Raw genomic sequence first — 26,773 nt, 5'->3', positions numbered from 1 at the left:
GGGACCGCGTCAGCGGTCGACGTGCGGGAGCCGCTGCGTCGGCGGGCCCGCCTCGGGTGCGCGGCCGGAGCGCCGCTGGGACGGGTCGGGCCCGCGGCGACCGCGGACGGGGGTCGAGGTGACGCTGCGCCGCTCGGGCGCGGGCGCCTGCGGCTCGTCGAGGTCGTCGTCGTCCAGGAGAGGGCCCGCGACGACCATCGTGTCGTCCGCGGACGACGGCGGCGGGGTCGCCGAGGACGCCGTGCGGCCCGGGGCTCGGGGCGGGGCCGGCTCGGCGGGCGCGGGCTGGTGTGCCGGTGACTGCTGAGGTGCCGGTGCCTGCTGCGGTGCCGATGCGGGCTGCGGCGCGGGTGCGGGCTGCGGCGCCGGTGCGGGCTCCGGTGCGCGTGCGAGGGCGGACGCGACGGGGTCGACGTCGGCGGGCGCCGGGCCCGTCCCGGCCTCGCCGCCGGCGGGGCCGCGGGGCGCACCGGGTGCGCCCCACTCGGGCCACTCGGCGAGCGCGGCGTCGTCGGCGTCGGCCTGCGCACCGGTGGCCTGCGCACCGGTGGCGGGCGCGTCGGGCGTGGTCGCCGGCCCCGGGGACGTCACGCCGGGGGCCCGGCGGGTCGAGCGCCCCGCGGCGGCGGTCGTGGTGGCGCCGGATGCGGTCGCGGGGGAGCCGGTCGCGGCGGACGCCGCCGCGGCGGGCTCGTCGGCGGACGCGACGGGCGAGTCGTCGTCGTCGCGTCCCGACGGACGCGCGTCGGACGCACCCGGCGGCAGGAGCCACCACGCGACGCCGAGGAGCAGGCCGAACAGCGCGGTCCACGCGCCACCGACCACCAGCATGACCGCGAGGGCGACGCGCTCGGAGCTCTCGAGCTCGAGCCCCACGACGACGCCCGCGACGATCGTGACGACTCCCCACGCCGCGGCGATCGCGGCGAGCAGGCGGACGGGACGCCGGTCGCGGCGGCGGAACGCGATGGCCGCGGCGTAGGCGCCGATCGCGGCGGTCACCAGGGCCGACAGCGCGACCAGCAGCCACGTGGCGCGCCCCTGGACGGCGAGCACGAGCAGCCCGACGAGCACGCTCGCGGCGGCGGGGAGCGTCAGCAGGGCGATCGCCGAGCCGAGGAGCGGGGCACGCCACTGCTCGTCGGCCCACGGCTCCGGGTGCACGTACGGCTGGGCGCCGGTGGGAGGGGTGGTCTGGTCCATGCGTCCCCACGCTACCCACTCGCGCCCGGTTCGTCCGGGTCGGGCCGGTCAGTCGTCCAGCACGTGCCGGAGGTAGCGGCGGGGGTCGTCGAGGAAACCGCGCCAGCGCTGCACGAGGTCGAGGTCCGCCCACTCGCTGCGGCGCAGGCCCCACTCCCCGACCTCCCAGATCGCGGCCCCGGGCAGTGCAGCGAGCAGCGGCGAGTGCGTGGACAGGAGCACCTGCGAGCCGTTGCGGACGAGGTCGTGCAGGTGCTGCAGCAGCGCGAGGCAGCCGGTGAACGACAGGGCCGACTCGGGCTCGTCCAGGACGTACAGGCCGGGGTACATCATGCGGTCGCCGATCAGGGCGAGGAACGACTCCCCGTGCGACATCTCGTGGAACGCCGGGTCCGTCCCGCCCGGGTTCTCCTCGAGGTACGTGTAGAAGGAGTGCATCGTCTCGGCGCGCAGGAAGAACCCGCGCCGGCCGGCGCCGACCCCCCGCAGCAGCCGCAGCTCGCGGGCGAGGCCGGACTCGGTGCGCCGGGTGCGGTGCCGCGAGCCGCGGGAGCCGCCCTCGGGGCCCATGCCGTAGGCGGCGGCGACGGCCTCGACGACGGTCGACTTGCCGGCGCCGTTCTCGCCCACGAGCACGGTGGCGGCGGACAGGTCCCACCCTTCGGCGAGGATCTGCCCGACCGCCGGGACGCGGTGGTACCAGTCGTCGGCCGTCCCGGGCTCGAGGTCGCGGTCGAGGGCGGGTCCGCGGCCGACGTCCTCGCCGGGGACCAGGTCCGCGGCCGCGTCCAGGTCCGTCCCGCCCGCCTCGACGCGCCACACCGGCAGGCCGCTCCGCATCCCCTGCCCGCTCACCCGCGCCACGGGGACAGCCCACCACACGCCCCCGACACGGGTGCCCGGTGCGGGCCCGTCCGGGGAGCGTCAGCCGGTCGTCGCGCCGGCCGCCGCGAGGGCCTCGCTGCGGGCCCGCGCGACCGCCGTCTCCATGCGCGCCGCGGCCCGGCGGCGTGCGGCCCGCACGCCCAGCACGAGCGCGAGCAGGACGAGGACGAGACCGGCCTGCGCGAGCGGCGGCGTCCACACCGTCGCGGACGCGGCGGCCGCCGCGGGGTCCACGGGCACGACGTCCTCGCCGACGACCGACGGGTCCGCCGTCACGTCGACGCCCGCGCGCACGCCCGGCCAGACGCCCTCCAGGACGACAGACCGCGCGACGGAGCCGCCCGGCAGCACCTCCCGGACGGGGTCGCCCACGGCCTCCGCGGCGCCACCGAGCCACGGGTCGACCACGACGGACGACGCGGCGCCGAGGCGCACGTCGCCCGCGTTCTCCACGACGTACGACACCTCGACGGCGCCGGGTGCGAACGGGTTCCACGACGGCACGTAGCGGGCGGCGACGTCGGTCACGGCGAGCGCCGCGGCGACGTCCCCCGTCACGCGCAGGTGCAGGCGCACGCCGACCCGGGAGTCCAGCACGACGCTCGTGCCGTCGTCGCCGGCGACCGCCGTGGCCAGCGACGCGACGACGCCGGCGGGGTGGTCGCCCGGGCGGGCGTCCGCGGGGACGGTCAGCGTCACGGGCACCACGACGGTCGCGCGCGGCCCGACCTCGACCTCGGCCGGGACGTCCAGCCAGGCGCCGGCCGCGCGCGGCGCGGTGCCCGTGGGCGGCAGGTCGAAGTCGCCGGCGGACGTGACGACGCCGTCACCGGCCGCGAGGGCGAACGTCTGCGGGGCGTCCGTGTGGTTCGTGAGCGCGAGGTGCTCGGTGACCTGGGCGCCGGGGTCGACCTCGTGCCGCAGCGACACCCGTCCGTCCGGCCCCTCCGGGGACGCGGGGACGAGCGACCACGTCGTCGTCGCGGCCTGCGGGTCGCTGACCCCGCCGCGGTCGACGTCGAGCGCGGGGTCGTGCGTCGGCACGGCGGTCGGCGCGTCGGGGTCGGCGAGACCGGCGGAGGCCGCGGCGGCGGGCCCGGCGGCGAGGCCGGCGACGAGCGCGACGAGGACCGGGGCGAGCACGGCGCGGGTGCGGAGGTGGAGCACGGAGGGCCTTCCGGGGAGCGAGCAGCGGGCAGGAGCCAGGTGGGTGCGGGGCACCGGTGGCACCGGTGGCGGGACGGGCGCCCCGCCACCGGTGCCGTGCGGGTCAGTCCTGCGCGAACAGGCTGAGCGTGACCGTGCCGCGGTACGTGCCCGCCTTCGCGTCGACGGGGACGTCGAGGCGCAGGTCGGCCGACAGCTCGGTCGAGCCCGTGCGGCCCTCGCCGCTCGCCGTCGCGAGCGCCGCCGGGGCCGCCAGGCCGGCACCGCCGTCGAGGACGCCCTCGACCTCGTCGCCGGCCGCGACGCCGTCGCGCTGCGTCAGGACGACCGGGTCCCAGCCGAGGTGGCCGGCGCGCAGCCGCGCACCGTCGGACAGCAGGTCCGTGGCCTGGCCCGAGACGGACCAGCCGGCGGCGTCGGCGCGGGAGTCGGTCACCGCGACCGTGGGCAGCGCGGCCTGCAGCCGCAGCCGGTCGCCGAGGTTCTCCGCGTCGCCGAGGTCGAGCGCGTCGTCCGCGACGGTCAGCGCGAGGCTGCCGGCCGGGGCCTGCTCGGGCAGCGTGGCCGTCACCTCGATGCCGTCCGTCTCCTCGCTGGGCACGTAGTCCCACAGCTCGTCGAGGAAGACGTTCGCCAGGTCGGTGTTGTCGAGGTAGGCGCCGCGCACCGGGTCGGTGCCGGTCGCACGGGCCGCGATCGCGTCCGCACCCGGGCCCTTGGCGTAGACCGGCACGAGCTGGTTGGTGTGGTTGCCCGAGTGCCACGAGTGGCCGGCGACCTGCTCGGCGGCACCGGGGACGAGGCTCGTCCACGTCGGGTCGGCGCCCGCACCGGCGAGGTAGCCGGTCTCGTGGTCCGACGTGACGATCACGAGCGTCTCGTCCCAGCTGCTGTTCTCCTCGACCCACTGCACGGCCGTGTCGACCGCGCGGTTGAAGTCGACGGTCTCCTCGATCGTCGTCACGTCGGAGTTCGCGTGGCCGGCCCAGTCGATGGCGCCGCCCTCGACCATGACGAAGAAGCCGTCCTCCTCGCGCTCGAGCACGTTGAGCGCGCCCTGCGTGAGCGTCGGCAGGTCGGGGACGTCGTTCATCGCGCCCGCGAACGGCGTCTCGCCGACCGTCGAGCGGCCCTGCTGCAGCGTCGAGCCGACCTGCACGGCGCCGAAGACGCGCTCGGGCACGTCGGTGCCGGCGGCGAGCGCCTCGAACTGGTCCTTCTCCTCCAGGAGCGTGAAGCCGGTCTGCCCGTCCTGCAGGCGCTGCCAGTCGGACTGCGTGACGTAGCCGAAGCTCGGCGTCGTCAGCAGCCGGTGGCTGTCGTCGTAGTACGGGTGACCCGCGCCGATGACCACGTCGAGGTAGTCGGCCTCGAGGTACTCGTGCGTGACGCCGGACAGGTCGTTGCGGTTCGCGTTGTGCGCGGCGAAGCCCGCCGGCGTCGCGTGGCTGAACGGCACGGACGAGACGACGCCCGTCGCCTTGCCGAGCCGGTCGGCACGCTGCGTGAGGTTCTCGAGCACCGTGCCGTCGGGGGCGATGCCCAGCACGCCGTTGTTCGTCTTGACGCCCGTGGCGAGCGCCGTGGCGGCGGCGGCCGAGTCGGTCGCGCCCTCCTTGATCCAGTCGAAGTCGCTCCACGCGGCCTGCGGGTCGTACTCGGCGCGGCCGTTCGCGGAGTGGTTCGACTGACCCACCTGGACGGGGAACTGCTGGAACACCTGGGACGGCGTGCCCGGCACCGGGGTGACGGAACCCGTCGACGGGTTCACGACCACCTGGTGGTACGTCGTGCCGTGCTGGTAGGCGCTGGCGAGGTCGACCGTGTTGTAGCCCATGCCGTCACCGATGAGCACGATGACGTTCTTCGGAGCGCCGGCGGGCGCCTCGGGGTTCGCGACGGCCCCGGTGGCGGGGACGACGACGAGGGCGGACGTGGCCAGGGTCGCGGCGGCGATCCCGGCGCGGCGGGCAGGGGTCCTGCTGCGGCGCATCTGTGGTCCTCTACGGATCGTGGACGGCCGGGGGTGTCCCGACCGAGCACGACCCTCCCCAGCGGGGTTGAACGATTCATGACGATGCGGTGCCGTTCGCACGACCTGTTCCCGTCGGTCCGGTTCGCGCTGATCCGTCCGGTCCCGTCACGCCGGGGGCGCCGGTGGTGCGGGGCGGGGCGTCGGCTCCGGTAGACTCTCCGCGCGGCTCGTCGGTCCCGACCGGCTGCCGCCGCCAGGAGGATTCGCCTAGTGGCCTATGGCGCACGCTTGGAAAGCGTGTTGGGTTCACGCCCTCGGGGGTTCGAATCCCCCATCCTCCGCAGCACGAGGGCCTGTCACCGACTACCGGTGACGGGCCCTCGGTCGTCCGCGGCCCTCCCGCGACGCTCCTGCGTCCGGCAGGATGCGCGCGTGCCCGTCACCGAACCGCCCCTGCTCGGCAGGACCCGGAGCCCGGTCGGCTGGGTCGTGGCCTTCGTCCAGGCTCCCGCGGTGGACGTCCTCGAGGCGGACCTCGGCTGGCGCCGGGGCCTCGGGCAGCGACTCGAGGTCTCGCCCCCGACGCCGTTCCCCGCGTGCCTGTCCCTCCTGGAGCCGCTGGAGGCGCCGTGGACCACGGAGCTGGTGATCGACTGCGGCCGGTGGACCGCCTACCTGAACAACGACAAGAACGGGGGCGACCCCAGCGCCGCGGCCGGGGAGCTGGCGCGGCAGCTCGGGACGCGCTGCGTGATCGCGATGCACTCGCCGCCGCACGGGCCCGGGCACGCGTCGACGCAGATGTGGGTGAGTGGGCCCGACGGGGAGCCTCCGCTCCTGCACGAGCGCACGCTCGCCGCCACCCGTCAGGACGGCCGGTGGTCCTGGTACGAGTCCGGGCGACCGCTGCCGTTCGAGGACGTGGCCCGGTACGGCGCCCGCAGGATCAGGGACCGGTTCGACCGCGGGCTCCTCGTCGCCCATCTGCACGAGCTGGGCATCGAGGTCGACGACCCGACGTGGTTCGGCCCGGGCGTGCGCGTCCGGCAGGTCGTCCCGTGGCAGACCCGTCCCGAGAGCGTCCAGGAGGCCCTGGAGCGGCTCGAGGTCGGCGGCCGGTAGACGGGTCCTGCGAGACCGCGACCGCAGGGACGTACCCTGGTTCATCGTGGCGACCTTCTCCTCCGTGACCCGGCAGCACATCCTCCAGGCGATGGTCGAGCACGACGCCCGTGGCGGGGACGCGTTCCTCGCGCTGTACAACTTCGAGCCTCTGCCCGCGTACGTGCTGGTCCACGAGGGCCGGACCTACGACGCGCGCGCCGTGCTCGGGGTGGCGCACCGGGTGGCGACGGGGCGCATGGCCACGGCCGACGACTTCCACGGCATGGACGGCGCCGTGTCGCTCCTGCGCCGGCGCGGCTTCGAGGTGAGCGCCCCGACGGCCGCCGTGCCGTCCCCGGCCCGTGCCGTGCGGGCGTCGACCCCGCGCGCTCCCCGCACGACGACGCCGCGCGCCTCGACGCGGACGCCCACGCGCGAGGAGCGGCCGCTCGCGATCTGCCCCACGTGCTTCCAGGCGCTGCCCGCGACGGGCGTCTGCGACAACTGCAGCTGACGGGCGCCCGTCACGGACCGGACGGAGCCTCGACCCGCCGCCGTAGCTCGGTCACCCCGTCGGGCGGCAGGACCTGCACCGGCAGGAGGACGAGGGCCCGCGCGTGCTGGCGCAGCAGGACGACGCCGTCGCGCTCGTCCACCCGGCGGAACGCCGCGTACCGCGTCGTGCCCGACCCGAGCGAGGTCTTGAGCCACAACCCGTCCGGACCGAGGGCCGCCGCGACGGTGGACCCCGCCGGCGAGATCCGCGCGATCTGCTGCCGTGCGCGTCGGCGTGCGTGCAGCGCGACGAGGACGACCGCGACCAGCACCGTCACGGCGCCGGCCACCAGGCCGACCGCGTCGTGGCGGTCGACGGGCCTGCCGACCTGCAGGAGCGCGACGACGGCGAGGGCGAGCAGCGCCAGCACGACGAACCGCCAGAGCTGGAGGCGGACGACGACGGCCGCGGCACGCCCCGCGTAGCCGTCGTCGACGGTCCAGGTGCGGGCACCCGACGGCGTCGCGTCCTCCTGCGGCGCAGGGCCGTCCGGTCCGTCCGTGCTGGTCACGAGGGCAGACCGTACGCGCGGCGGGGCGCCGCGACGACCGCCGTCCGGAGCACGTCCCGCACGGCGTCCCCCCGTCAGCCGGCGACGGCCCCCACCGGGGCCAGGTGCTGCGCCACCCCCACCAGCACCTCGTGGCTGTTCTTCGTCAGCCGCTCGCCCGTCCACAGCTCCTTGAGCTCGAGGGTCGTGCCGTCGCGGAGCGTGAACGCGACCCGCACGGGCGTGTGCCGCAGCACCTCCGCCGAGGCGACCTCCTCGTAGGGCAGGAACCGGTGCTGCGCGGCCAGCTCGACCAGCGGCGCCGAGCGCAGCAGCGCCGCGATGCGGTGCTTGCCGCCCTCGGTCTTCTTCGGGCAGCGCACGAGCAGCAGCCCGTTGTCGAGGACCACCACGTCGTGCTGGACCTTGGCGACCTGCATGTTCGCGATGCCGCCGAGCACCTCGGCGCCGTGCGCGGTGGCGCGCTCGCCCACCTGGCCGACGGCGTCCGGGTCGAGCCCCAGCGTCAGCAGGCCCGTGCGCACCGACGGCGCCGATCCGGGGCGCAGGGCGGTGTCGACGATCTCGTCCACCGGGAACCGCGCACCGTCGCGCCCGACCAGCACGGCGGGCCCGCTCCACGAGTGGCGCCAGCGGGCGGCCCCGCCCTGCACGGCGGCGGCGCGGACCACGACGGTGAGCGTCCCGGCCAGCGGGTGCCCCTCCCCGTCGTGGGGCGTCGCCCCGAACCCGAGCTCGCGTGCGAGCACGTCACCGCGCCCGTCCGAGACGAGGTCGAGCACCGTGCCGAGCGTGGCGCGCCCCACGCCGGCGACGCGCGCCGCTGCCCGGTACACCGAGTCGGCGGTGCGCTGCTCAGCCGTGCCGAGGGAGCGGGCGGTCAGGTCGTCCCACTCGAGGCGCTCGCGGTCGCCGAACTGCACGGCGACCTCCGCGACGGCCGTCGCGGCGTCGGCGAAGCCGGGGACGAGGGCGGTCGCGGGACGCGTGTCCCGCGGGAGCTCGGCCGACGGCATCCGCTCCATGGCCGCGACGCGGGCGGCGACCGAGGGGTGGCTGTCCCACACCGACTGCTCCTGCGGCGGCGCCTCCGCCCGGACGCGTGCGAGCTCGTCGCCGCGGGCCGCGAGCAGCTCGCCGAACCCGCCGAAGAACCCGCGTGCGGTCGGGGCGAGGCCCGACTCCCAGCCCTCCGCGAGGTACGCGCTCGTGTAGAAGGACCAGGCGGCGTCCACGACGGGGACCTCGCGGAGCGTCGCCTGCGCGACCGCACGCCCGGCGACGCGCACCGACAGCTCGTCGGCCTCGAGCTCCTGCCGGCGGCTCACCGACGCCGACACGACCAGGTACAGCCGCGCGTAGCCGCGCAGCAGCCAGCCCGCGACGCCCGACAGCTGCCCGACGGTCGTGAGGATCACGGCACGGCCGCGGTACGCGACCGCGCCGAGGCGCGTGTGGTTGCGCGAGTAGTGGCCGAGCTCGTGCGCGAGGACCGACCGCAGCTGTGCGACGTCGAGCGCCTGCAGGAGCGGCACCCCGAGGTAGAGCCGCCGCCGGCCCCCGACCAGGCCGAGCAGCCGCGCGTCCTCGGCGACGGCGGCGTTGACCTCGGGCACGAGGCGGATCTCGTCGGGGACGCGGGTGCTCGCGACGTCGGCGAGCTCGCGCACGGTCGCCCACAGCTCGGGTGCCGCGGCCGGGGCGACCTCGACGCCGGGCTCCGGCCCGGGCTTGGCGCGGGCGACCCGCCACAGCGCGCGGACGAGGGCGACGACCACCACCACGGCGACGAGGGCGAGCTTGCCGGCGGCGGAGCCGATCCCGAGGTCGAACGCCCGGACCGTGAGCCACACCAGCCCGGCGACGAACCCGGCCGCGACCAGGTAGAAGCCCGCGAGCAGGAGGACGGACAGCGCTGCGCGCAGCGTGGTGACCATGCCGGGTCCCTTCCGCACCCGCCGTCGGCGGCAGTGGTGCGCGGGGAGCGTAGCGGCGGGCAGCAGCGCCCCGGGCGGGTTTCGGCACCCTCTTCACCCAGCGGACGGGCGCCTTGCTCCGCCGGCGGTTACTCAGTAACGTTCCTCGGTAACCCGAGGAGGTGCCATGTCCGTCCGCCACGGCCTGCTGGCCCTGCTCGCCGAACGACCGGCGGGCGCCTACCAGCTGCGGCAGGAGTTCGAGCGACGCACCGGCGGCACGTGGCCGCTCAACATGGGCCAGGTCTCCACGACGCTCGACCGGCTCGTGCGCGACGGCCTCGTCGCGCCCGCGGACGCCGACGGCGACGTCCCGCGCTGGACGCTGTCCCCCGCCGGGCACGACGCGCTGCGGGACTGGTGGGCGGCGCCCGTGGCGCGCACCGCACCCGCCCGCGACGAGCTGGCCATCAAGCTCGCGCTCGCGGTCAGCACGCCCGGGGTCGACGTGCGCCGGCTGGTCCAGGTGCAGCGCACCGAGACGATGCGGGCGATGCAGGCGCTGCACCGCCTGCGGGTCGAGGGCGCGGCCGGGGCGGACGCCGACCTGGCGTGGTCGCTCGTCGTCGACAACCTCGTCTTCGCGGCCGAGGCCGAGATCCGGTGGCTGGACCACGTCGAGGCACGCGTCGCCCGCGCCGCGGCCACCCGTGACGCACGACCGCCGGCGCCCGCGCCACGTCCGGCCACCGCACCGGCCGACGACGAGACGGCGGCCCGCCGGTGACGCGCGGCCCGGTGCTCGTCACCGCGCGCGGCCTCACGCGCGTGCACGGGGAGGGACCCTCGCAGGTCCGCGCGGTCGCCGGGGTCGACCTGGCCGTCCGCGCGGGCGAGCTCGTCGCCGTCATGGGCCCGTCGGGCTCCGGCAAGACGTCGCTGCTGCGCCTGCTCGGCGGGCTCGACGTGCCCACGTCCGGACGCGTCACCGTCGCGGGGCAGGACCTGTCGGAGCTGGGCCCGGACGACCGCGCCCGGGTGCGCCGGCGCACCGTCGGCTACGTCTTCCAGCAGCTCAACCTCGTGCCGCTGCTCACCGCGGCGGAGAACGTCGCGCTGCCGCTCGAGCTCGACGGCATCCGCCCCCGCTCGGCACGCGCGGCGGCGCTGGGGGCGCTGGCGGACCTCGGCGTCGCCGACCTGGCCGACCGCTTCCCGCGCGACCTGTCCGGCGGGCAGCAGCAGCTGGTCGCCCTCGCGCGGGCACTGGTCGGGGAGCGCCGCGTCGTGCTCGCCGACGAGCCGACGGGCGCGCTCGACTCGACGACCGGCGACGAGGTCGTCCGCCTCCTGCGCGCCCGGGTCGACGCGGGCGCCGCGGCCGTCGTCGTCACGCACGACGCCCGCGTCGCGGCATGGGCCGACCGGACGGTCTTCCTGCGCGACGGCGTCGTCACGGACGTCGCCGAGCCGGGCGACCCCACGGACCTGCTGCTCGGGACACCGCGGGAGGCGTCGTGGTGAGCGGGACGGTCGACGTGCCGCGCGCCGCCGCGTGGCGCCCGGCCCTGCTGCTGGCCCGCCGGGACGCCGCCCGCCACCGCGTCCGCACGGGGCTCGTGCTCGTCCCCGTCACGGTCGCGGCGGCGATGTCCGCACTGGTCGCGACGACGACCGCGCGGGCGCTCGTCCTCGCCTCCCCCCTGGGCCCGGCCGGCGGCCGAGGCGGCGTCCTGCACTACGTGGACCCCGCGGCCGTCGGCACGATGGCGACGGCCGCCGCGCTCGCCGTCGTCCTGGTGGTCGTCCTCGTGGCACCCGCGCACCTCGTCGGCCTGCACCGCCGGCTGCGCGAGCTCGGCGCGCTCGCGGCGGTGGGAGCGACGCGGGCCGACCTGCGCCGCGTCGTCGTGGCCCCCGCCGCCCTCGTCGCCGCGACCGGCGCCGTCCTGGGCTGCACGGCGGCGCTCGCCGTCACCCTGCGCACGATGCGCCCGGAGGGCCTCCTCGACGTGCTGGTGGGGCTGCTGGCGACCACCTCGGCAGGCGTCGTCACGGTGGTCGCCGCGACCGCCGCGGCGTGGCTCCCCGCGCGCCGGCTGGTGCTCCGGCCCGAAGCCCTCGCCGCCGCGCCCGCGCCCCGTCGGACCGCGCTCCTGGGAGCGGCCGGGTTCGCGCTGACCGCCGGCGGCGGCGCCCTGGCGGGCTGGGCCGCTCGGGAGGCGTACGCGCTCGTCGTCGTCGGCGCCGCCGCCGCCGCGCACGTCGGCCTGGTCGTCCTGCTCGGCGCGCTGCTGGGCACGCTGGACCGCCTGCCCGTCCGCGGCGTGGCGTCCCGGTTCGTCCTGCGGGACGCCGCACGCCATCGCCTCCGCGCCCTCGCCGCCGTCGCCGCCTCCGCGACCGTCGTGGCCGGTGCCACGGCCGCACTCGTCTACACGTGGTCCTCGCACGGCCAGCAGGCGGACTGGTCCGGTCTCGAGCGCTCGGGCGCGCTCTCGGTGGTGGTCGACACCCGCGACGGCGCCACCCACCTGGCACCCGGCCCCACGATGCTCGACGACCCGGTGGCCGACGCGGCGCTCGTCGTCGCGGCCGTCGCCGTCGTCCTGCTCGCGACGTGGGCGACCGCCGCGCTGGCCGCGCAGGAGAGCGCGGCGGACCTCGCGACCCTCGACGCCGTGGGGGTCGACCGCCGCACGCGGCGGCGGATCGCGGCCGGGCAGGCGGGCCTGGTGGCGACCGTGGGCGCGTGGACCGGCGTGCCCGCCGGGCTCGCGCTCGGCGCGCTGCTGGTGACGGCCTACCGGTACGCCCCGACGTCCGGCGGCCCCGTCACGCACCACCTCGTCGCACCCGTCGGCGCCGTCGCCGCCCTGCTCGTCCTGCTGCCGCTCGTCGTCACGGCCGCCGCCGCGCTCCTGCCGCAGCCCTCCGCCGACGGACGGCCCACGGCCGACTGACGCCGGCCGTGGGAGGATCCGCCGGTGACCGACGCGATCGCCCTGACCTGGTCGGCGTGGGACGACCTCACGCCGGTGCAGGCCTACGACGTCCTGCGCCTGCGCGTCGACGTGTTCGTGGTGGAGCAGCGGTGCCCGTACCCGGAGATCGACGGGCGCGACCTGGAGCCCGGCACGCAGCACCTGCTGGCCACGCGGGGCGGCCGGCTCGTCGGCTACCTGCGGCTGCTCGAGGACGGGGCGACCGAGTCGTCGCCCGCGCGCGCCCGCATCGGGCGCGTGTGCGTGGCGCAGTCGGCGCGCAACGAGGGCCTCGCGTCGCGGCTCATGCGGGTGGCGGTCGCGACGGCGGGCGAGCGCGAGCAGGTGCTCGACGCGCAGGCGCACCTGGCCCGCTGGTACGCCCGGTTCGGCTTCACGGAGGCCTCGGACGTCTACTCCGAGGACGGCATCCCGCACGTGACGATGCTGCGCCCCGCCGCCGCGGACGCGGCGGCGTCCCGCGTGTCCGGGTGAGGGCCGGAACACCGGGGACCCGGTGACGTGTTGCAGGCCGACATGACGACCATCGGACTCATCGGTGCAGGCAACATCGGCTCGCAGCTCGCGCGTCTCGCGGTGCGGCACGGCTACGACGTGGTGGTGAGCAACTCCCGCGGACCGCACACCCTCGTCGACCTCGTCGCCGAGCTCGGCGACCGGGCGCGGGCGGGCACGCCGCAGGAGGCGGCGGAGGCGGGCGACCTCGTCGTCGTCACCATCCCGCTCAAGGCGATCGACACGGTCCCGGTCGAGCCGCTCGCCGGCAAGGTCGTCATCGACACCAACAACTACTACCCGCAGCGCGACGGGCAGATCGCGGAGCTCGACGACGAGTCGACGACGACCGCGGAGCTGCTCCAGCGGCACCTGCCGCAGTCCCACGTCGTCAAGGCGTTCAACCACATCCTCGCGGCCGAGCTGACGACGGACGGCTCCCCCGCGGGCACGCCGGGCCGCCGTGCCCTCGTCGTCGCCGCGGACGACGACGCCGCCCGGGCCCGTGTCGTGGCCCTGCTGGACGAGCTCGGCTTCGACGCCGTCGAGCTGAGCCCGCTGTCGGAGGGGTGGCGCATCCAGCGCGACACCCCCGGCTACGGCGCGCGCCGCACCGCCGAGGAGCTGCGCGCCGACCTCGCCGCCGCCCGCCGCTACCGCGACATGTGACGAGCCCGTCCCGGGCACGCCCGCCGGGCCGGCACCGCGGTGTCGGCCCGGCGCGCTAGCGTCCGCGCGTGGCCGAGTTCGCGTTCGACGCCCCGCTCTTCCAGGAGAACGCCTGGGTGTTCGCCGCCGTGCCGTTCGACGTGGCCGACGAGGTCGACGAGCTCACGCGCGGGCGGCAGGGCGGCTTCGGCTCCGTGCGGGTCGAGGTGACGCTGGGCCCGACCACGTGGCGGACCTCCTTCTTCCCCGACAAGACCCGCGGGACGTTCGTGCTCCCCGTGAAGAAGGCCGTGCGGACCGCGGCGGGCGTCGGCCCGGGCGACACCGTGCCGGTCGCCGTCCGCCTGCTCGACGTCTGAGCGGCCCCCGCAGGTGGGCGCCCGTCCACGCCCGTAGCCTGGGGCGCATGGAGCTCTCCCTCGCCCTCGACGAGGCCCTCGTCCTCGCCCGCGCCGCCGACGTCCTGCCCGCGGCCGTACGGGACGTGCGCGGGTCCGGCAGCACCGTGCAGGCCTCGGTGGCCGTGCACGAGCTCCCGGGCGTGCCGGGGGCCGTGCGCATGGCCACCCGCCTCGCCGGCCCGGTGGACGTGCGGGTGGAGGACCGTGGCGTCACCGGACGCACGTGGCAGGTCGCCGTGGTGGCGCAGCACCCGACGCTGCGCATGGACCTCTCGTCGTTCGTCACGGACGCCGTGCGCAACCAGCTCGCGAAGCTGCCCGGCGGCGTCGCGACGGCCCGCTCGGAGGGCGGTGCCACGCTCGTCGACGTCGACCTCGACCGCCTGGGCCCGCTCGTCACGTCGTTCCTGCCCGCCGGCCGCGGGGTCACCCCGCGCGTCGACGACGTGGCGCTGGGCGAGCGGATCCGGCTGCTCGCCTCCGTCGCCTGACGTGGAGCCGGCCGACGACGGGTACGTGGTCGACGACGACCCGGCCCGCCTCGACCTCGACGTCGTCTGGGCGTTCCTCTCGCAGGAGGCGTACTGGGGCCGGGACCGCACACGTGCGGAGGTCGAGGAGCAGGTCCGCGTCGCGTGGCGCGTGGTCGGCGCGTACGCGCCCGACGGGACGCAGGTCGGCTTCGCGCGCGCCGTGTCCGACGGCGTGCGCTTCGCGTACCTCGCCGACGTGTTCGTCGTGGCGGGGCACCGCGGTCACGGCCTGGGCAAGCGTCTGGTGCGCCGGATGATCGACGAGGGACCGGGTGCCCGCCTGCGCTGGGTCCTGTTCACCCAGGACGCGCACGGCCTGTACGAGCGGTTCGGCTTCGCCCCGCCCGACGCCACGGCCCTGGTGCGTCCCGCCCGGGTCGCGGGGACGCGCACCGCTCCGTAGCGTCACGAGCGCCGGCGCCGCCGCGCGGCACCACCGCACCGAGGAGCAGGCATGACCCAGGACGCGCAGCACCCCGGACGGCGCACGGTCGTGGTCACGGGTGCGAGCGACGGGATCGGCGCCGCGGCGGCGGGCGCCCTCGCCGCCCGCGGTCACGACGTCGTCGTCGTCGGCCGGGACCCGGAGCGCACGCGGCGCGTGGCCGACGAGGTCGGCGGGCCCGCGTACCTCGCGGACTTCGCGCACCTGGACCAGGTGCGCGACCTCGCCGACCGCCTGCTCGCGGCGCACCCGCGCATCGACGTGCTGGTGAACAACGCCGGCGGCCTCTTCCCGGAGCGCGTCCTCACGGAGGACGGGCTCGAGACGACGTTCCAGGTCGACCACCTGGCGCCGTTCCTGCTCACCCGCCTGCTGCTCGACCGGCTGCTGTCCGTGGGCGGTGCGGTCGTCACGACGTCGAGCACGGCGCACAAGACCTCGCGCCTGACCGTGGACGAGGCGGCCGTCCTCGGCGGCCCGGCGGACACGCGCCGCTACGTGCCGTTCCGCGCCTACGGCGACGCCAAGCTCGCGAACGTCCTGTTCACGCGCGAGCTGCACCGCCGGTACCACGGCGCCGGGCTCGCGTCGGCGGCGGTGCACCCCGGCGGCGTCGCCACGAGCTTCGCCGGGACGTCGACGGACCTGTTCGGCTGGTTCTACCGCTCGTCGCTGGGCAAGCGCCTCCTGCGCACGCCCGAGGTGGGCGCGCGCGACCTCGTGCGCCTGGCCGACGGACGGCCGAGGGTCGACTGGCCCTCGGGGCAGTACTGGGCCGACGGCCGCATCGCCCGCGTGAACCGCCGGGCGGACGACCCGGTGCTCGCGCGCGTCCTGTGGGAGCGCAGCGAGCACCTGGTCGCCTGACGTCCGGGCGCCCTCAGCGCGTGGGCGCCGTCGTGCGCACGGTGCCCCCGGCGGGTCGCCGCGCGAGCTGCCCGGTCGCGACGAGGACGACGGCGACGACCGCGAGGACGCCCCACGCGACCAGCCCGAGCGGCCCGACGACCGCCATGTCGGGCGTCTCGCCCGCGGCGACGAGGACCGCCACCAGCCCGGCGACGGCGTTGAGCGCACCGTGCGCCACGACGGGCGGCCACAGCGACCCGCTGCGCAGGCGCAGCCACCCGAGCAGCACGCCCCAGGCGACGCAGCCGCCGACCATGAGCAGCACGCCGACGACGTCGGGGCGCCCGAAGTTGTAGCCGAGCAGGATCAGCGGCGCGTGCCACAGACCCCACACCGCGCCGGAGACGAGCAGGGCCGGCCACGTGCCGAGCGGCAGCAGCGCCGGCAGCAGCCACCCGCGCCAGCCGACCTCCTCGCCGAGCGCGGCGAGGCTGTTGACGAGGGCGCCGAACGGGATCGCGACGAGCTGGGCGGCGACGAGCACGCCCACGGGCGGCAGCTCGGCCCCCGCGGGCAGCGTCCCCTCGACCTGCTCGGCGAACCCGGAGAACCCGGTGAGGTCCAGCCGCACGAGACCGAGGGCGCCGGCCAGCAGGGTCACCGCGGCGACGAGCACGACGGGCGCGACGAGGCCGAGCGCCGTGAGCCCGAGCGTCCGCCGCAGCGGCCGCAGCGGCCGCACGCCGAGCGCGCGCAGCCGGTCGCGGGCGGGCACCTTCTGCACGAGCGTGACGACGAGGACCGCGGCGGCCGGCGTCCACATCACCAGGACGGCGAGCACCGGGAACAGCGGGGACGCCAGGCCGTCGCCCGTCCACAGCGGCAGCGCGACGAGCCAGGCCAGGGCGCACGCGACCAGCACGAACGTCGTGACGGCGGCCCGGGGCACACGCGTGGGCCAGGGGTCGGCCGGGGCAGCGGCGGGGGCAGCGGCGGCCGGGGCCACGGCGTGCTGCGCCGGTGGGACGTGGGCGGGGTCGGTCATGGCGGGCTCCCGGGGGTCGGTCCGTCGCGCATCCCAGCGCTTGTTATAGATGTTATCAAACAGTCGTCGCTCGGGGTGCACGGCCGGGTCCCGCTCCGTAGCGTCGAGGAGCACCCCGCGACGGCGGGGAGGGGACGACACGCGGGAGGCGCGATGCGCTCGGCACAGCTGCTGGCGGACGGGTTCGGGCGGATCGGCGACGAGGTACGGGCCGTGCTCGACGGCGCGGACGAGGAGCTGCTGACCCGCCGGCCGGACCCGCGGGCGAACACGCTCGCGTGGCTCGTGTGGCACCTCGCGCGCGTCCAGGACGCGCAGGTCGCCCCGCTCGCCGGCGTCGAGGAGGTCTGGACCTCCCAGGGCTGGGCGGAGCGCCTCGGCCTGCCGTTCGAGGACGCGGCGACCGGGTACGGGCAGTCGCCGGAGGAGGTCGGGCAGGTGCGGGCACCCGCCGACCTGCTGCTCGGCTACCTCGACGCCGCGACCGCGGCGACGCTCGCCTACCTCGAGCGGCTCACCGACGACGACCTCGACGTCGTCGTCGACGAGGACTGGGACCCGCCCGTCACGCTCGGCGTCCGGCTCGTGAGCATCCTGGCGGACGACCTGCAGCACGTCGGGCAGGCGGCCTACGTGCGCGGGCTCCTGGACCGGGCGGGCTGAGGCCTCAGCACCACGACGGCAGGTGCACGGCGGACGTCCGGACGCCGGACGCGGACCGCACCGCGTCCTCGACCGCGGCGCGCACGGCCGTCGCCGCCGCGGCCTGCACCGCCACGAGCGCGGCGACGCGGGCGGGGCGCTCGGCGGGCAGCGCGACGGCGCCCGTGGCGAGCGAGAACACCGTGTCGCCGTCCGCGAGCGTGTGCACGGGGTCGAGGGCGCGCGCGAAGCCGTCGTGGGCGGCGGTGGCCGTGCGTGACGTCTCCGCGGGGTCGAGCGCGGCGTCGGTGGCCACCACGGCGAGCGTCGTGTTCAGCGCCTCCCCGGGCAGCGCGGTCACGCGCGGTGCACCGTCCGGCCCCAGCGGGCCGCCGGGTGCCGACGCCGGTGCGCCGAGCCCGAGCGGCGCCCCTGCCGCGTTCACCACGACGAGCGCGCCGACGACCACCCCGAGCTCGTCCAGGCGCACGGACGCCGTCCCCACGCCGCCCTTCCAGCGCCCGCCCGCCAGCGCGGCGCCCGTCCCGGCACCGACCGTGCCCCGGGTGACGTCCGCACCCGGCTCCGCGGCACCGGCCGCCGCGGCCGCCGCCCAGCCCATGGCGACGTCCGGGTGGTGGCCGAAGACGCCCCCGCGGCCCAGGTCGAACACGGCCGCCGCGGGCACGATCGGCACGACCTCGCCCGGCACGTCCGACACGGGGAACCCGCGCCCCTGCTCCGCGAGCCACCGCTGCGCACCGTGGGCGGCGACCAGACCGAACGCGCTGCCGCCGGTGAGCACCACCGCGTCGACCGTGGGGACCAGCGTCCGCGGGTCGAGGGCGTCGGTCTCGTGCGTCCCGGGACCTCCGCCGCGGACGTCCACGCCGCCCACGGTCCCCGGCGGGGGCAGCACGACGGTGACGCCCGTGAGCCACCCCTCCCCGACGCGCTGCGCGTGCCCGACCCGGACGCCCGGGACGTCGCCGACGGATCCGGAGGGTGCCTGTGCGGGCTCGTCCATGGGCCTCAGCGTGGCACGCCGTCGGGGGCCGGCGGACGCCCCGTTCACCCCGACGTGCACCGTCCGCGGCGAAGATGACCGATTTCTCACTCGCTCCGCGCCGCCGGGGCGGCTAGGGTGGTCGCCGTAGTCGCAGTGCATCGCTTGTCGGCCCGACGGTACCGCCGTGGGGTCTCTCGTTCTCCGGAGCGGACGACGACGCCGTGATTCACCGGTCCCGGTCGTCGGGGTCGTACCAACCCGCATGAGGAGAACACCATGCCCACTGGCATCGTGAAGTGGTTCAACGCCGAGAAGGGCTTCGGCTTCATCGCCCCCGAGGACGGCGGCGCTGACGTCTTCGTCCACTACTCGGCCATCCAGTCGAGCGGCTACCGCTCGCTCGAGGAGAACCAGCGCGTGCAGTTCGACGTGCAGCAGGGCCCGAAGGGCCCGCAGGCGTCGAACGTGCAGCCTGTCTGAGCGACACCACAGCTCATCACGAGGGCGTCCCGGCTTCGGCCGGGGCGCCCTCGTGGCGTTCCGGCACCGCGCCACGGCGCAGCAGGTCCGCAGCCCCACGCGCACACCTAGGTTGTGCGGCGATCTAGTCAGGCGTACTGTCTAGCCGTGCCCACGACCCGCCCCACCGCCCCCGCCCCCGGCGGCGTGCCCACGGCCGACTGGCCGGGCGAGTGGCTGCGCGGCGTCCTCACGCTCTGCGTGCTGCGGGTCCTGGCCGACGGCCCCACCTACGGCTACGACATCGCCCAGCGGCTCGACGCCGCCGGCCTCGGCGAGGTCAAGGGCGGCACGCTCTACCCGCTGCTCGGCCGCCTGCACACCGCCGGCCTCGTGCTCGAGGAGTGGCGCCCCGGCGAGGGCGGCCCCGGACGCAAGTACTACGAGCTCACCGACGACGGCCGCGCCCGGCTCGGCCGCGACGCCGCCGAGTGGGCCCGCTTCGCCGACCTGACCCGCGCGTTCGTGACCGGCACGGAGGTGCCCCGATGAGCCAGGACCCCGCGACCTTCGCCCCCCACGTCGACGCCGCCTGGCGTGAGGACCTGGTCCTCGAGCTGCGCCTGCACGACGTGCCGGGCGACGCGATCGGCGCCGCCCTCGCCGAGGTCGAGGCGTACTGCCTCGACTCCGGGCAGAGCGCGCAGGAGGCGTTCGGCGACGCCCGCGCGTACGGCGTCGCGCTCGCCGAGGCGGCGGGCCGGCGCGACGACGAGCCGGTGCCGGTGCGCACCGTCGTGCCGGCGGCCGTGGAGACCCTGGGCATGGTGGCGACCACCACCGGTGCGGTCGCCTGGCTGCGGGGCGAGACGGCGGACGTGCACCTGTCCGCGGTCGTGGTCGTGGTCCTGCTCGGCGCCGTGATGGTCGCGATCACGCGGTGGCCGACGCCCGTGCTGCGGTACCTGTTCGACGCCTCGGTGTGGCGCGTGGTCCTCGTGTCCCTCCTCGTCCCCGGCCTGGCGGTCGGCGTGGCGCTCCTCGCGCGGGACGCGTCGGTCGCCCTGCCCGCGCCACCGCTGACCGGGCTCGGCCTCGCGCTGCTCGTCACCGGCACGGTCCTCACGGTGACGCTCCAGGAGAGCCTCTCCGGGGACCCCGTGCGCTCCCCCGACGGCGCGGACGCGTCCGGGCCGACGCCGTGGTGGTTCCGCCTGCTCGCGTACGCGCACCTGTGGGGCGCGTGGCTCGTGACCGCCGTCCTGGTGGTCGCCCTCAGCGTCGCGCCGCGCCCCTGACCCGGCGCGCGCGTCACCCTCCTCACCTCCCCTCGTCGCCCACCCCGGAGGCCCCGATGACCAGCGACCCCCGCGCCATCGCCCCGCACGTCGACCCGGCCTGGCGCGAGCGCCTCGTGCTCGAGCTGCGGCTGCGGGACGTCCCCGGCACGACCATCGGCGGTGCGCTCGCCGACGTCGAGGCGCACTGCCGGGACTCCGGGCAGGACGCCGCGACGGCGTTCGGCGACCCCGCGGCGTACGCGGCGACGCTGGCGGAGGCGGTCGCCGTGCCGGCGCCCCGCCGCAGCCCGCTGCGGGACGGGGTCGGGGCGCTCGTGCAGGTCGGTGGCGTCGTCGCGACGGTCTGGTCCGTGCCGCCGTGGCTGCGGGGGGAGGAGCTCTCGCTCACGGCGGGCGCGGCCACCACCGTGCTCGTGGCGACGGCCCTCGCCGCCGCCGTGGCCGCCGCGCCCGGGACGGTCGTCCGGGGGCTGATGCGGCTGCGCGGGTGGCGTGCGTTCCTCGCCGGCCTGGTGCCGGTGGCCGTGTCGGCCCTGGCGATCGCGCTGCTGCCGGCCACCGCCCTGACCGTCACGCCCGTGCCGTTCGCGGTCGTCGGGCTCGCGCTGCTCGCGACGGGGTCGGCGTCCCTGCTGCGCGGGCGGCGGCAGGGCGACCTGCTGGTGGCGCCGGGCCGCACGCGGGAGCAGGCCGAGGCCGACGCCCGGCGTGCACGGCGGCTGGCCTGGGTGGCCGCGCTCCTGGTCCCCGCGGCGACCCTCCTCACCGTCGCGCTGGTCACGGCCCTCCCCCGCTGACCGGCGCCCACGGGTGCCCGGTACGCGGACGACCCCGGACGTCCTGCGCCCGCCGTTCGGGCGGACGCAGGACCTCCGGGGTCGCTGCCGGTGCGGCGTCTGCCGCGGTGGCCTCAGCGCAGCGGCGCCGTGATCCGCCCGATCTGGGTGACCAGCGTCGTGCGGGCCGTCGGCGTCGCGGACGACCACCGGTTGTCCCGCATGCGCTCGAGGCGCTTCGCCCACGCGTCGAGCGTCGCGACGACGACCCGCGTCTGCCCGCGGTCCGCCGCACGGTCGGCGACCTCCACCGCAGCCAGGCCCTCGATCACGGCGAGCCCGCGCAGGTCGCCGGACGCGACGAGCCGGCGGAACGTGTCGCGCAGCGCGTCGACGCTGCCCGGCAGCCACGCCTCGGCCACCGGCACGGTCGTCATGTCCGTGTCGGAGGCGAGGTAGAAGCCCGGGTACGCGGGCTGGTTGTACGTCGTCTGCTGCCGCGCGACCTCGGCCCGGTACTGCGGGTCGTGCATGAGCGTGACGAGCCCGCGGTCGGTGATCTCGGTCGACGTGTGGACGCGGATCGCCGACGAGTCGGCCGTCCGCACCAGCAGCTCCTCGCGCCAGTCGCCCAGCACGTCGGCCACGAGGCCCGGGTTGCCCTTGGTGCCGTTGTTGGTGCGCGTGCCCTCGGCGGTCAGCATCGTGCCGCGGGCGGCGTCGTCGATGGTCGGCGTCTGGTCGCCGGTCCCGTTGACGAGCTGCGTCGTGCCGTCGGCGGCCCAGCGGATGGACTGGTTCGTGCCGTAGATCGTCGGCTGGAGGACCCGCCCGTCGGCCGAGTAGAGGCCGGACGCGTCCGTGCCGCCGGGCAGGCTCGCCCACGCCTCGAGCCCCGGCACGTCGGGGCGCACGTCGCCGATCATGCCGCGGCCCGTGTCCCGGCCGGTGTAGACGCCGAACAGCGTCTCGCCCGTCGCGGCGTCCCGCATCGCCATGCCGTAGGGCGCGGACGCACCGCCCTCGTGCACGGTGAAGATCTCCAGGCCCGGACGGTTCGGGTCGATGTCGGTGACGTGCATGGCGTCGCCGTGGCCGAGCCGCGCCTGCTGGCCCGGCGTCGCGGAGCCCTCCGGCATCTCGGCGAACGACGAGTACAGCAGCGAGCCGTCGTCGTCGATCGTGGCGGACCCGTACACGATCTCGTGCCGGCCGTCGCCGTCGACGTCCGCGGCGGACAGCGAGTGGAAGCCCTGCGTGGTGATGCTGCCGAACTCGGGGTCCGTGCCGTCGCGCCCGTGCGGGCCGTCGTTGAACGGGTTCGTCATGGGCGTCCAGCCGGAGTCGACGTACCAGCGCTCCTCGAGGGCCTTGCCGTCCCAGTCGTAGGCGACGACCGTCGAGCGCGTGTAGTAGCCGCGCGCGAAGATCGCGGACGGCCGCTGCCCGTCGAGGTAGGCGGCACCGGCGAGGAAGCGGTCGACGCGGTTGCCCGGCTCGATGCGGGACATCGCGTAGTCGCCCCACAGCAGGCCGTCGTCCGTGCGGCCGGGCTTGTAGTCGACGGTCTGCAGCTCGCGGCCGTCGCCGCCGAGCACCGTCAGGTACTCCGGCCCGTCGAGGACGAAGCCCTCGAAGTTCCGCAGCACGTTGCGGGCGCTGCGGGAGGGTGCGTACACGTCCATGAAGTAGTCGGTGAGCGAGCGGGCGTCCGCGTCGGACAGCGGGTACGTGTACTGCGGCTCGATGCCGAACGCCTCCTCGAGCGTCGCCGGCCACTGCCCGGACACGACCTCCTCGCGCGTCGACCAGCCGCGGAACATCTCCACGACGTGCTCGTAGTAGTCGGCCCGGCTCATCCGGTAGTCGTCGGCGTGGGTGACGCCGGCGGCGACGTCGTCGGCCGGGAGCGTGATGGGTCGGGGCTGCGACGGCGTGCCGTCCGGCGCGTAGGTGGTGACGGTGGTGCCGGGTGCCGTCTTGAGCATCATCTCGGCCCGGCCGTCGCCGTCGAAGTCCATGACGGGGAACTGCGTGTAGTGCGCCCCGGCCCGGACGTTCACGCCAAGGTCCATGCGCCACAGCTGCGTGCCGTCGAGCTCGTAGGCGTCGACGTACACGTTGCCCGTGTACCCGACCTGCGAGACGTCCTTGGCGTTCGACGGGTCCCACTTCACGACGAACTCGTACTGCCCGTCGCCGTCGAGGTCGCCCACGCTCATGTCGTTGGCGGCGTACGTGTAGGCCTCGCCGGCGGGCGTGACGCCGTCGGCCGGCTTGTTCAGCGGGATGTCGTGGTGCCCCTCCCACGGCGTGACGTCGGGGCTGACGTCGACCTCGACCCCGTCGACCACGGCGGCGACGCGGTAGACGGACGTGGCCGTGCCGCCCGCGTCGAGCAGGTTCGTCGCGCCCTCGACGGTGTCGACGAGGGTCCCGTCGCGGTAGACCGCGAACCGGGGACCGGTCTGCGTGCCGGCGGTGGCACCGGTCACCTCGGGGGCGAGCAGCCGCCAGGAGACGAACACCCCCTCGGAGGTGGCGACGGCGACGAGCCCGCGGTCGAGGCGCTCGAGCTGGACGGCGGTCGTGCGGTGGCCGTGCCGGGCTGCGGCCGCGTCGGACGCGGCGGCCGGTGCGCCCGGGCCGGCGGGGACGGGCCCGGCGGACGCGGGTGCAGCGGCACCGGCGAGGGCCAGTGCGGCGATGCACGCGGTCGCGGGCAGGGCGGTCAGGACGGGCACACGTCGTCGGGTGCGCGGAGTCATCGGTTCCCCTTCCGGCGGACGGGCGCCGCGCGGTCGTCGGTGACCGCGAAGACGGCGTGGAATGCGCTCTCCCGTCCGGTTTGATCGATTCAACGCGCTCCGCGGCGCCAGGTCAACACCCTCGGCCGCACGGGCCGCCGCGTGCGTGCGGGTGAGGTCCGCGGCACCGGCGCGGAGCGGCCCGAGCGGCGAGGGGCCACCCCCTACACTCGGGGGGTGATCTTCAAGGCGGTGGGCGACGCGCGCCCGTACCCGGACCACGGGCGCGTCACCCCGGCCCAGTGGGCCGACGTGCCGCCGCGGCAGGTGCGCCTGGACGAGCTCGTCACGACGAAGCGGACGCTCGACCTCGACGCCCTCCTGGCCGAGGACTCGACCTTCTACGGCGACCTGTTCGCGCACGTCGTGCAGTTCAAGGGCGTCATGTACCTCGAGGACGGGCTGCACCGCGCCGTCCGCGCCGCACTCCAGCAGCGTGCGCTCCTGCACGCGCGCGTCCTGGTGCTGAGCTGAGGCAGGGGGCGGATGAGCGAGCAGGACAAGGCCCGGCAGGTCCGCCGGCGGCACATGCACGAGCGGCAGGCCGTCGTGTTCGGCGTCCTGCTGGCGGGTCTGGCCGTGGCGGGCGTCGGGTCCGCGGCGCTGTACACGGAGAGCCTCTCGCTGCCGTTCCTCGAGCGCGGCTTCTCCGGCACCGCCACCCCCACCTCGACCGCCGCCCCCGTCTACTGCCCGCCGGAGGGCGCGCTGCCCGTCGCCGCGGACCAGGTCCAGGTCAACGTGCTCAACGGGGCCGACCGCGCGGGGCTCGCCGCCTCCACGGCCGGTGCCCTGCGGGAGCGCGGGTTCGCGGTGATCAGCGAGGGCAACGGCCCCAGGACGACCGGGGTCGCGCGCATCATCTACGGCGTCCACGGCGTCGCGGCGGCCTACTCCCTGCACGCGCACGTGCCCGACGCGCAGCTGACGTTCAGCTCGCGCCCGGACGCCGTCCTGGACATCGTCCTCGGCACCGAGTTCGCGGAGCTGCTGCCGCCCGAGCAGGTCCTGCTGGAGGCGTCGACCCCCCTGGAGGGCCCCGAGGGCTGCATCCCGTTCGCGGAGCTCGCCGAGGCGGCGCAGCAGGCGCCCACCCAGGAGCCGGCCCCCGCGGGCTGACCCGACCGGGCCGTCGGCCCGCGGCGTGTCGGCCCGACCGGTACGACCCCGACGGCGGTGCGGGTCCGCGCCGTCGTGACGCGGACCCGCACGCGTCAGTGCGTGAGCTCCGTCCCGCCCGGCACAGACGCCGGCGTGGCCGGCTCGTCGTGCGTGCCGCGCCACCGGGCCACGACCCGCATGAGGTGGTAGAGCCCGATCGCGGCGGCGGTCCCGAGCGCGATCCCCTCGAACCGCAGCTCACCGGCCGCCCACGAGTAGTTGGCGATGCCGACGATGAGGGCCACCGCGGCCGGCATCAGGTTGACCGGCGAGGAGAAGTCGACCCGGTTCTGCACCCAGATCCGGGCGCCCAGCAGCCCGATCATCCCGTACAGCACGGTCGCGGCACCGCCGAGCACGCCGTCGGGGATCGTCGCGACGAGCGCGCCGAACTTCGGCGACAGCGACAGCAGCAGGGCCGTCCCCGCCGCCACCCAGTAGGCGGCCGTCGAGTAGACGCGCGACGCCGCCATGACGCCGATGTTCTCGGCGTACGTCGTGGTGCCGGAGCCTCCACCCGTCCCCGCGAGCGTCGTCGCCAGGCCGTCGGCGACGAGCGCGCGCCCCACGTACGGGTCGAGGTCGGTGCCGGTCATCGCGGCGACCGACTTCACGTGCCCGACGTTCTCGGCGACGAGCACCAGCACGACGGGCAGGAACAGGCCGAGCACGGCCAGGTCGAACGTCGGCGTGACGAACGGCGGCAGCCCCACCCACGCGGCCTCGCCGACCGCCTCGAGGTCGACCTCGCCGCGGACCAGCGCGACCGCGTACCCGACGAGGACGCCCACGAGGATCGACAGCCGCCCGAGGATGCCCCGGAACAGCACGGTGACGAGCACGATCGCCAGCAGCGTGACGGTCGCGGTCACCGGCGCCGCGCGGAAGCCCGAGCAGCCGTCGTCGGTGCACGAGCCCCACGCCGCCGGAGCGAGGTTGAACCCGATGAGCGCGACGATGGTCCCCGTGACCACCGGCGGCATCAGCGCGTCGATCCAGCGCGTGCCGGCCAGGTGCGCCACGACGCCGACCACCGCGAGCGCGAGGCCGGTCACGAGGATGCCGCCGACCGCGACGGACTGGCCGCCCGCGGCGGTGGCCGCACCGATCGGCGCGATGAACGCGAAGCTCGAGCCCAGGTAGCTGGGCAGGCGGTTGCGCGTCAGCAGCAGGAACAGCGCCGTGCCGAGGGCCGAGAAGAACAGCGTCGTCTGCGGCGAGAAGCCCGTGATGAGCGGGACGAGGAACGTCGCGCCGAACATCGCGACGACGTGCTGCATCCCGATGCCGGCCGTCCGGCCCCAGGACAGCCGCTCGCCCGGCGCCACCACCTCGCCCGGCGCGACGGACCTGCCGTCCCCGTGCACCGTCCAGCCCCAGCCCGCCACGTCACCACGCTCCTTCGCACCGGTGCCCGGCACCGCGCGCGGCGCACCGCGCCGAGGGTAGTCCGGCCATGTGACCGGGACGTCACACGTCCGGGCGGGCGCGCCCGCGGCCGGCTCGCCGGGCGACCCCCGGCGCCCCGTGGCACGGTGGGGGCCCACGCTCCGCCAGACGCAGGAGGCCGACCATGTCCGTCCCCACGACGCCCGACGAGCACGACGACGCCACGACCGGCGGCGCCCCCGACCCCGTGACGGGGACCGCGCCCGTCGCCGACCCCGCACCGGACGACGTCGAGGTCGACCGCGACGACCCGACGCAGCAGCGCGGTCTGGTCCCGCCCGCCCCGGGCTCGAACCTCTCGGGGACGCCCGTCGCCCCGCCGCCGCCCCGCGACCAGCCCCTCTGAGCCGGTGCCGGCGCCCGCCGTCGCGCGGGCGCCGGGAGGTGGACGGCCCGTAGCCGCCCTCCGC

General features: G+C 76.5%; 29 protein-coding genes and 1 tRNA gene. 20 read left to right on the top strand and 10 right to left on the bottom strand.

Translation table 11 applies throughout. The features are described from left to right. Positions 1-9: 9 nt before the first annotated feature. From FB586_RS03675 to FB586_RS03660, 4 genes are all read right to left on the bottom strand, one after another. Positions 10-1,203 carry a hypothetical protein gene (locus tag FB586_RS03675; protein ID WP_136517932.1) on the bottom strand — a complete coding sequence of 398 codons (1,194 nt, stop codon included), beginning with the start codon at positions 1,201-1,203 and terminating at the stop codon, positions 10-12. Between the two features lie 48 nt (positions 1,204-1,251). Then, positions 1,252-2,067, bottom strand: coding sequence for an AAA family ATPase (locus FB586_RS03670; RefSeq protein ID WP_246036399.1), 816 nt, complete (start codon positions 2,065-2,067; stop codon positions 1,252-1,254). 60 nt (positions 2,068-2,127) lie between these two features. Then, positions 2,128-3,255, bottom strand: a complete 1,128-nt coding sequence (locus FB586_RS03665) for a hypothetical protein (RefSeq protein WP_136517931.1) — start codon at positions 3,253-3,255, stop codon at positions 2,128-2,130. 103 nt (positions 3,256-3,358) lie between these two features. Then, positions 3,359-5,248, bottom strand: a complete 1,890-nt coding sequence (locus FB586_RS03660) for an alkaline phosphatase (protein WP_136517930.1) — start codon at positions 5,246-5,248, stop codon at positions 3,359-3,361. Positions 5,249-5,486: 238 nt separating this feature from the next. On the opposite strand from FB586_RS03660, the gene FB586_RS03655 reads away from it, so the two are divergent. The 3 genes from FB586_RS03655 to FB586_RS03645 all read left to right on the top strand — a co-directional run bounded on the left by FB586_RS03655 (position 5,487) and on the right by FB586_RS03645 (position 6,848). After that, positions 5,487-5,571, top strand: a tRNA-Ser gene (locus FB586_RS03655). Between the two features lie 91 nt (positions 5,572-5,662). Further along, the gene (locus FB586_RS03650; protein ID WP_136517929.1) at positions 5,663-6,352 is read left to right on the top strand and encodes an NUDIX hydrolase; all 690 of its coding nucleotides are present in this window, start codon (positions 5,663-5,665) and stop codon (positions 6,350-6,352) included. Between the two features lie 46 nt (positions 6,353-6,398). Next, the gene (locus FB586_RS03645) at positions 6,399-6,848 is read left to right on the top strand and encodes a ScoMcrA-related endonuclease (RefSeq protein ID WP_136517928.1); all 450 of its coding nucleotides are present in this window, start codon (positions 6,399-6,401) and stop codon (positions 6,846-6,848) included. A gap of 10 nt (positions 6,849-6,858) precedes the next feature. Here the strand turns inward: FB586_RS03645 and FB586_RS03640 are convergent, their stop codons facing one another. Further along, on the bottom strand, positions 6,859-7,401 hold the full coding sequence (locus FB586_RS03640) for a YcxB family protein (protein ID WP_136517927.1): 543 nt from the start codon (positions 7,399-7,401) through the stop codon (positions 6,859-6,861). A gap of 74 nt (positions 7,402-7,475) precedes the next feature. Beyond that, the gene (locus tag FB586_RS03635; protein WP_136517926.1) at positions 7,476-9,338 is read right to left on the bottom strand and encodes a M48 family metallopeptidase; all 1,863 of its coding nucleotides are present in this window, start codon (positions 9,336-9,338) and stop codon (positions 7,476-7,478) included. Between the two features lie 166 nt (positions 9,339-9,504). On the opposite strand from FB586_RS03635, the gene FB586_RS03630 reads away from it, so the two are divergent. The 9 genes from FB586_RS03630 (at position 9,505) to FB586_RS03590 (ending at position 15,732) form a co-directional block, all read left to right on the top strand. After that, positions 9,505-10,104 (top strand): PadR family transcriptional regulator, encoded by a 600-nt coding sequence (locus tag FB586_RS03630; protein ID WP_136517925.1) that lies wholly within the window; start codon positions 9,505-9,507, stop codon positions 10,102-10,104. Further along, positions 10,101-10,841, top strand: a complete 741-nt coding sequence (locus FB586_RS03625) for an ABC transporter ATP-binding protein (protein ID WP_246036396.1) — start codon at positions 10,101-10,103, stop codon at positions 10,839-10,841. Before FB586_RS03630 ends, FB586_RS03625 begins: the two co-directional genes overlap by 4 nt. Then, positions 10,835-12,280 carry an FtsX-like permease family protein gene (locus FB586_RS03620; RefSeq protein ID WP_136517924.1) on the top strand — a complete coding sequence of 482 codons (1,446 nt, stop codon included), beginning with the start codon at positions 10,835-10,837 and terminating at the stop codon, positions 12,278-12,280. Before FB586_RS03625 ends, FB586_RS03620 begins: the two co-directional genes overlap by 7 nt. A gap of 24 nt (positions 12,281-12,304) precedes the next feature. Further along, positions 12,305-12,796 (top strand): GNAT family N-acetyltransferase, encoded by a 492-nt coding sequence (locus FB586_RS03615; protein ID WP_136517923.1) that lies wholly within the window; start codon positions 12,305-12,307, stop codon positions 12,794-12,796. Positions 12,797-12,838: 42 nt separating this feature from the next. Next, complete coding sequence (locus tag FB586_RS03610) at positions 12,839-13,486, top strand: NADPH-dependent F420 reductase (RefSeq protein WP_136517922.1); 648 nt, start codon at positions 12,839-12,841, stop codon at positions 13,484-13,486. Positions 13,487-13,554: 68 nt separating this feature from the next. Beyond that, entirely contained in the window at positions 13,555-13,845 is a 291-nt protein-coding gene (locus FB586_RS03605; RefSeq protein WP_136517921.1) for a DUF1905 domain-containing protein, read from the top strand. 47 nt (positions 13,846-13,892) lie between these two features. Next, a complete protein-coding gene (locus tag FB586_RS03600) occupies positions 13,893-14,378 on the top strand; it encodes a hypothetical protein (RefSeq protein WP_136517920.1) in 486 nt (161 codons plus the stop codon). 1 nt (position 14,379) lies between these two features. Beyond that, on the top strand, positions 14,380-14,823 hold the full coding sequence (locus FB586_RS03595; protein WP_136517919.1) for a GNAT family N-acetyltransferase: 444 nt from the start codon (positions 14,380-14,382) through the stop codon (positions 14,821-14,823). Between the two features lie 51 nt (positions 14,824-14,874). Beyond that, a complete protein-coding gene (locus FB586_RS03590) occupies positions 14,875-15,732 on the top strand; it encodes an SDR family NAD(P)-dependent oxidoreductase (RefSeq protein WP_136517918.1) in 858 nt (285 codons plus the stop codon). A gap of 13 nt (positions 15,733-15,745) precedes the next feature. Here FB586_RS03590 and FB586_RS03585 read toward each other — a convergent pair whose 3' ends face one another. Continuing rightward, the gene (locus FB586_RS03585) at positions 15,746-16,759 is read right to left on the bottom strand and encodes a CPBP family intramembrane glutamic endopeptidase (RefSeq protein WP_136517917.1); all 1,014 of its coding nucleotides are present in this window, start codon (positions 16,757-16,759) and stop codon (positions 15,746-15,748) included. 153 nt (positions 16,760-16,912) lie between these two features. On the opposite strand from FB586_RS03585, the gene FB586_RS03580 reads away from it, so the two are divergent. Continuing rightward, positions 16,913-17,422: a mycothiol transferase gene (locus FB586_RS03580; RefSeq protein WP_136517916.1), complete on the top strand. Its 510-nt coding sequence runs from the start codon at positions 16,913-16,915 to the stop codon at positions 17,420-17,422. Positions 17,423-17,426: 4 nt separating this feature from the next. Here FB586_RS03580 and FB586_RS03575 read toward each other — a convergent pair whose 3' ends face one another. Beyond that, entirely contained in the window at positions 17,427-18,428 is a 1,002-nt protein-coding gene (locus tag FB586_RS03575; RefSeq protein ID WP_136517915.1) for a P1 family peptidase, read from the bottom strand. A 258-nt stretch (positions 18,429-18,686) separates the two neighbouring features. On the opposite strand from FB586_RS03575, the gene cspE reads away from it, so the two are divergent. The 4 genes from cspE to FB586_RS03555 all read left to right on the top strand — a co-directional run bounded on the left by cspE (position 18,687) and on the right by FB586_RS03555 (position 20,967). Then, on the top strand, positions 18,687-18,890 hold the full coding sequence (gene cspE / locus FB586_RS03570; RefSeq protein WP_136517914.1) for a transcription antiterminator/RNA stability regulator CspE: 204 nt from the start codon (positions 18,687-18,689) through the stop codon (positions 18,888-18,890). 147 nt (positions 18,891-19,037) lie between these two features. Beyond that, a complete protein-coding gene (locus FB586_RS03565; protein ID WP_246036394.1) occupies positions 19,038-19,421 on the top strand; it encodes a PadR family transcriptional regulator in 384 nt (127 codons plus the stop codon). Beyond that, entirely contained in the window at positions 19,418-20,167 is a 750-nt protein-coding gene (locus FB586_RS19690; protein WP_187697835.1) for a hypothetical protein, read from the top strand. Before FB586_RS03565 ends, FB586_RS19690 begins: the two co-directional genes overlap by 4 nt. Positions 20,168-20,223: 56 nt before the next feature. Then, the gene (locus FB586_RS03555; protein ID WP_136517913.1) at positions 20,224-20,967 is read left to right on the top strand and encodes a hypothetical protein; all 744 of its coding nucleotides are present in this window, start codon (positions 20,224-20,226) and stop codon (positions 20,965-20,967) included. 113 nt (positions 20,968-21,080) lie between these two features. Here FB586_RS03555 and FB586_RS03550 read toward each other — a convergent pair whose 3' ends face one another. Next, positions 21,081-23,714 (bottom strand): rhamnogalacturonan lyase, encoded by a 2,634-nt coding sequence (locus FB586_RS03550; protein WP_168800439.1) that lies wholly within the window; start codon positions 23,712-23,714, stop codon positions 21,081-21,083. Between the two features lie 216 nt (positions 23,715-23,930). On the opposite strand from FB586_RS03550, the gene FB586_RS03545 reads away from it, so the two are divergent. Together FB586_RS03545 and FB586_RS03540 are read left to right on the top strand one after the other, a co-directional pair. Next, entirely contained in the window at positions 23,931-24,227 is a 297-nt protein-coding gene (locus FB586_RS03545; protein ID WP_136517912.1) for a type II toxin-antitoxin system VapB family antitoxin, read from the top strand. 12 nt (positions 24,228-24,239) lie between these two features. Next, positions 24,240-24,872: a LytR C-terminal domain-containing protein gene (locus tag FB586_RS03540; protein WP_136517911.1), complete on the top strand. Its 633-nt coding sequence runs from the start codon at positions 24,240-24,242 to the stop codon at positions 24,870-24,872. Between the two features lie 95 nt (positions 24,873-24,967). Here the strand turns inward: FB586_RS03540 and FB586_RS03535 are convergent, their stop codons facing one another. Beyond that, entirely contained in the window at positions 24,968-26,302 is a 1,335-nt protein-coding gene (locus FB586_RS03535) for a uracil-xanthine permease family protein (RefSeq protein WP_136517910.1), read from the bottom strand. Positions 26,303-26,487: 185 nt separating this feature from the next. Between FB586_RS03535 and FB586_RS03530 the strand changes: the two genes are divergently transcribed. After that, on the top strand, positions 26,488-26,709 hold the full coding sequence (locus tag FB586_RS03530) for a hypothetical protein (RefSeq protein WP_136517909.1): 222 nt from the start codon (positions 26,488-26,490) through the stop codon (positions 26,707-26,709). Positions 26,710-26,773 lie beyond the last annotated feature (64 nt).

The sequence above is a fragment of the Cellulomonas telluris genome (assembly GCF_004886325.1).
GTDB classification, from domain to species: domain Bacteria; phylum Actinomycetota; class Actinomycetes; order Actinomycetales; family Cellulomonadaceae; genus Cellulomonas; species Cellulomonas telluris.
The sequence above is the reverse complement of the archived record's forward strand: the minus strand, read 5'-3'. Positions and strand labels throughout refer to the sequence as shown.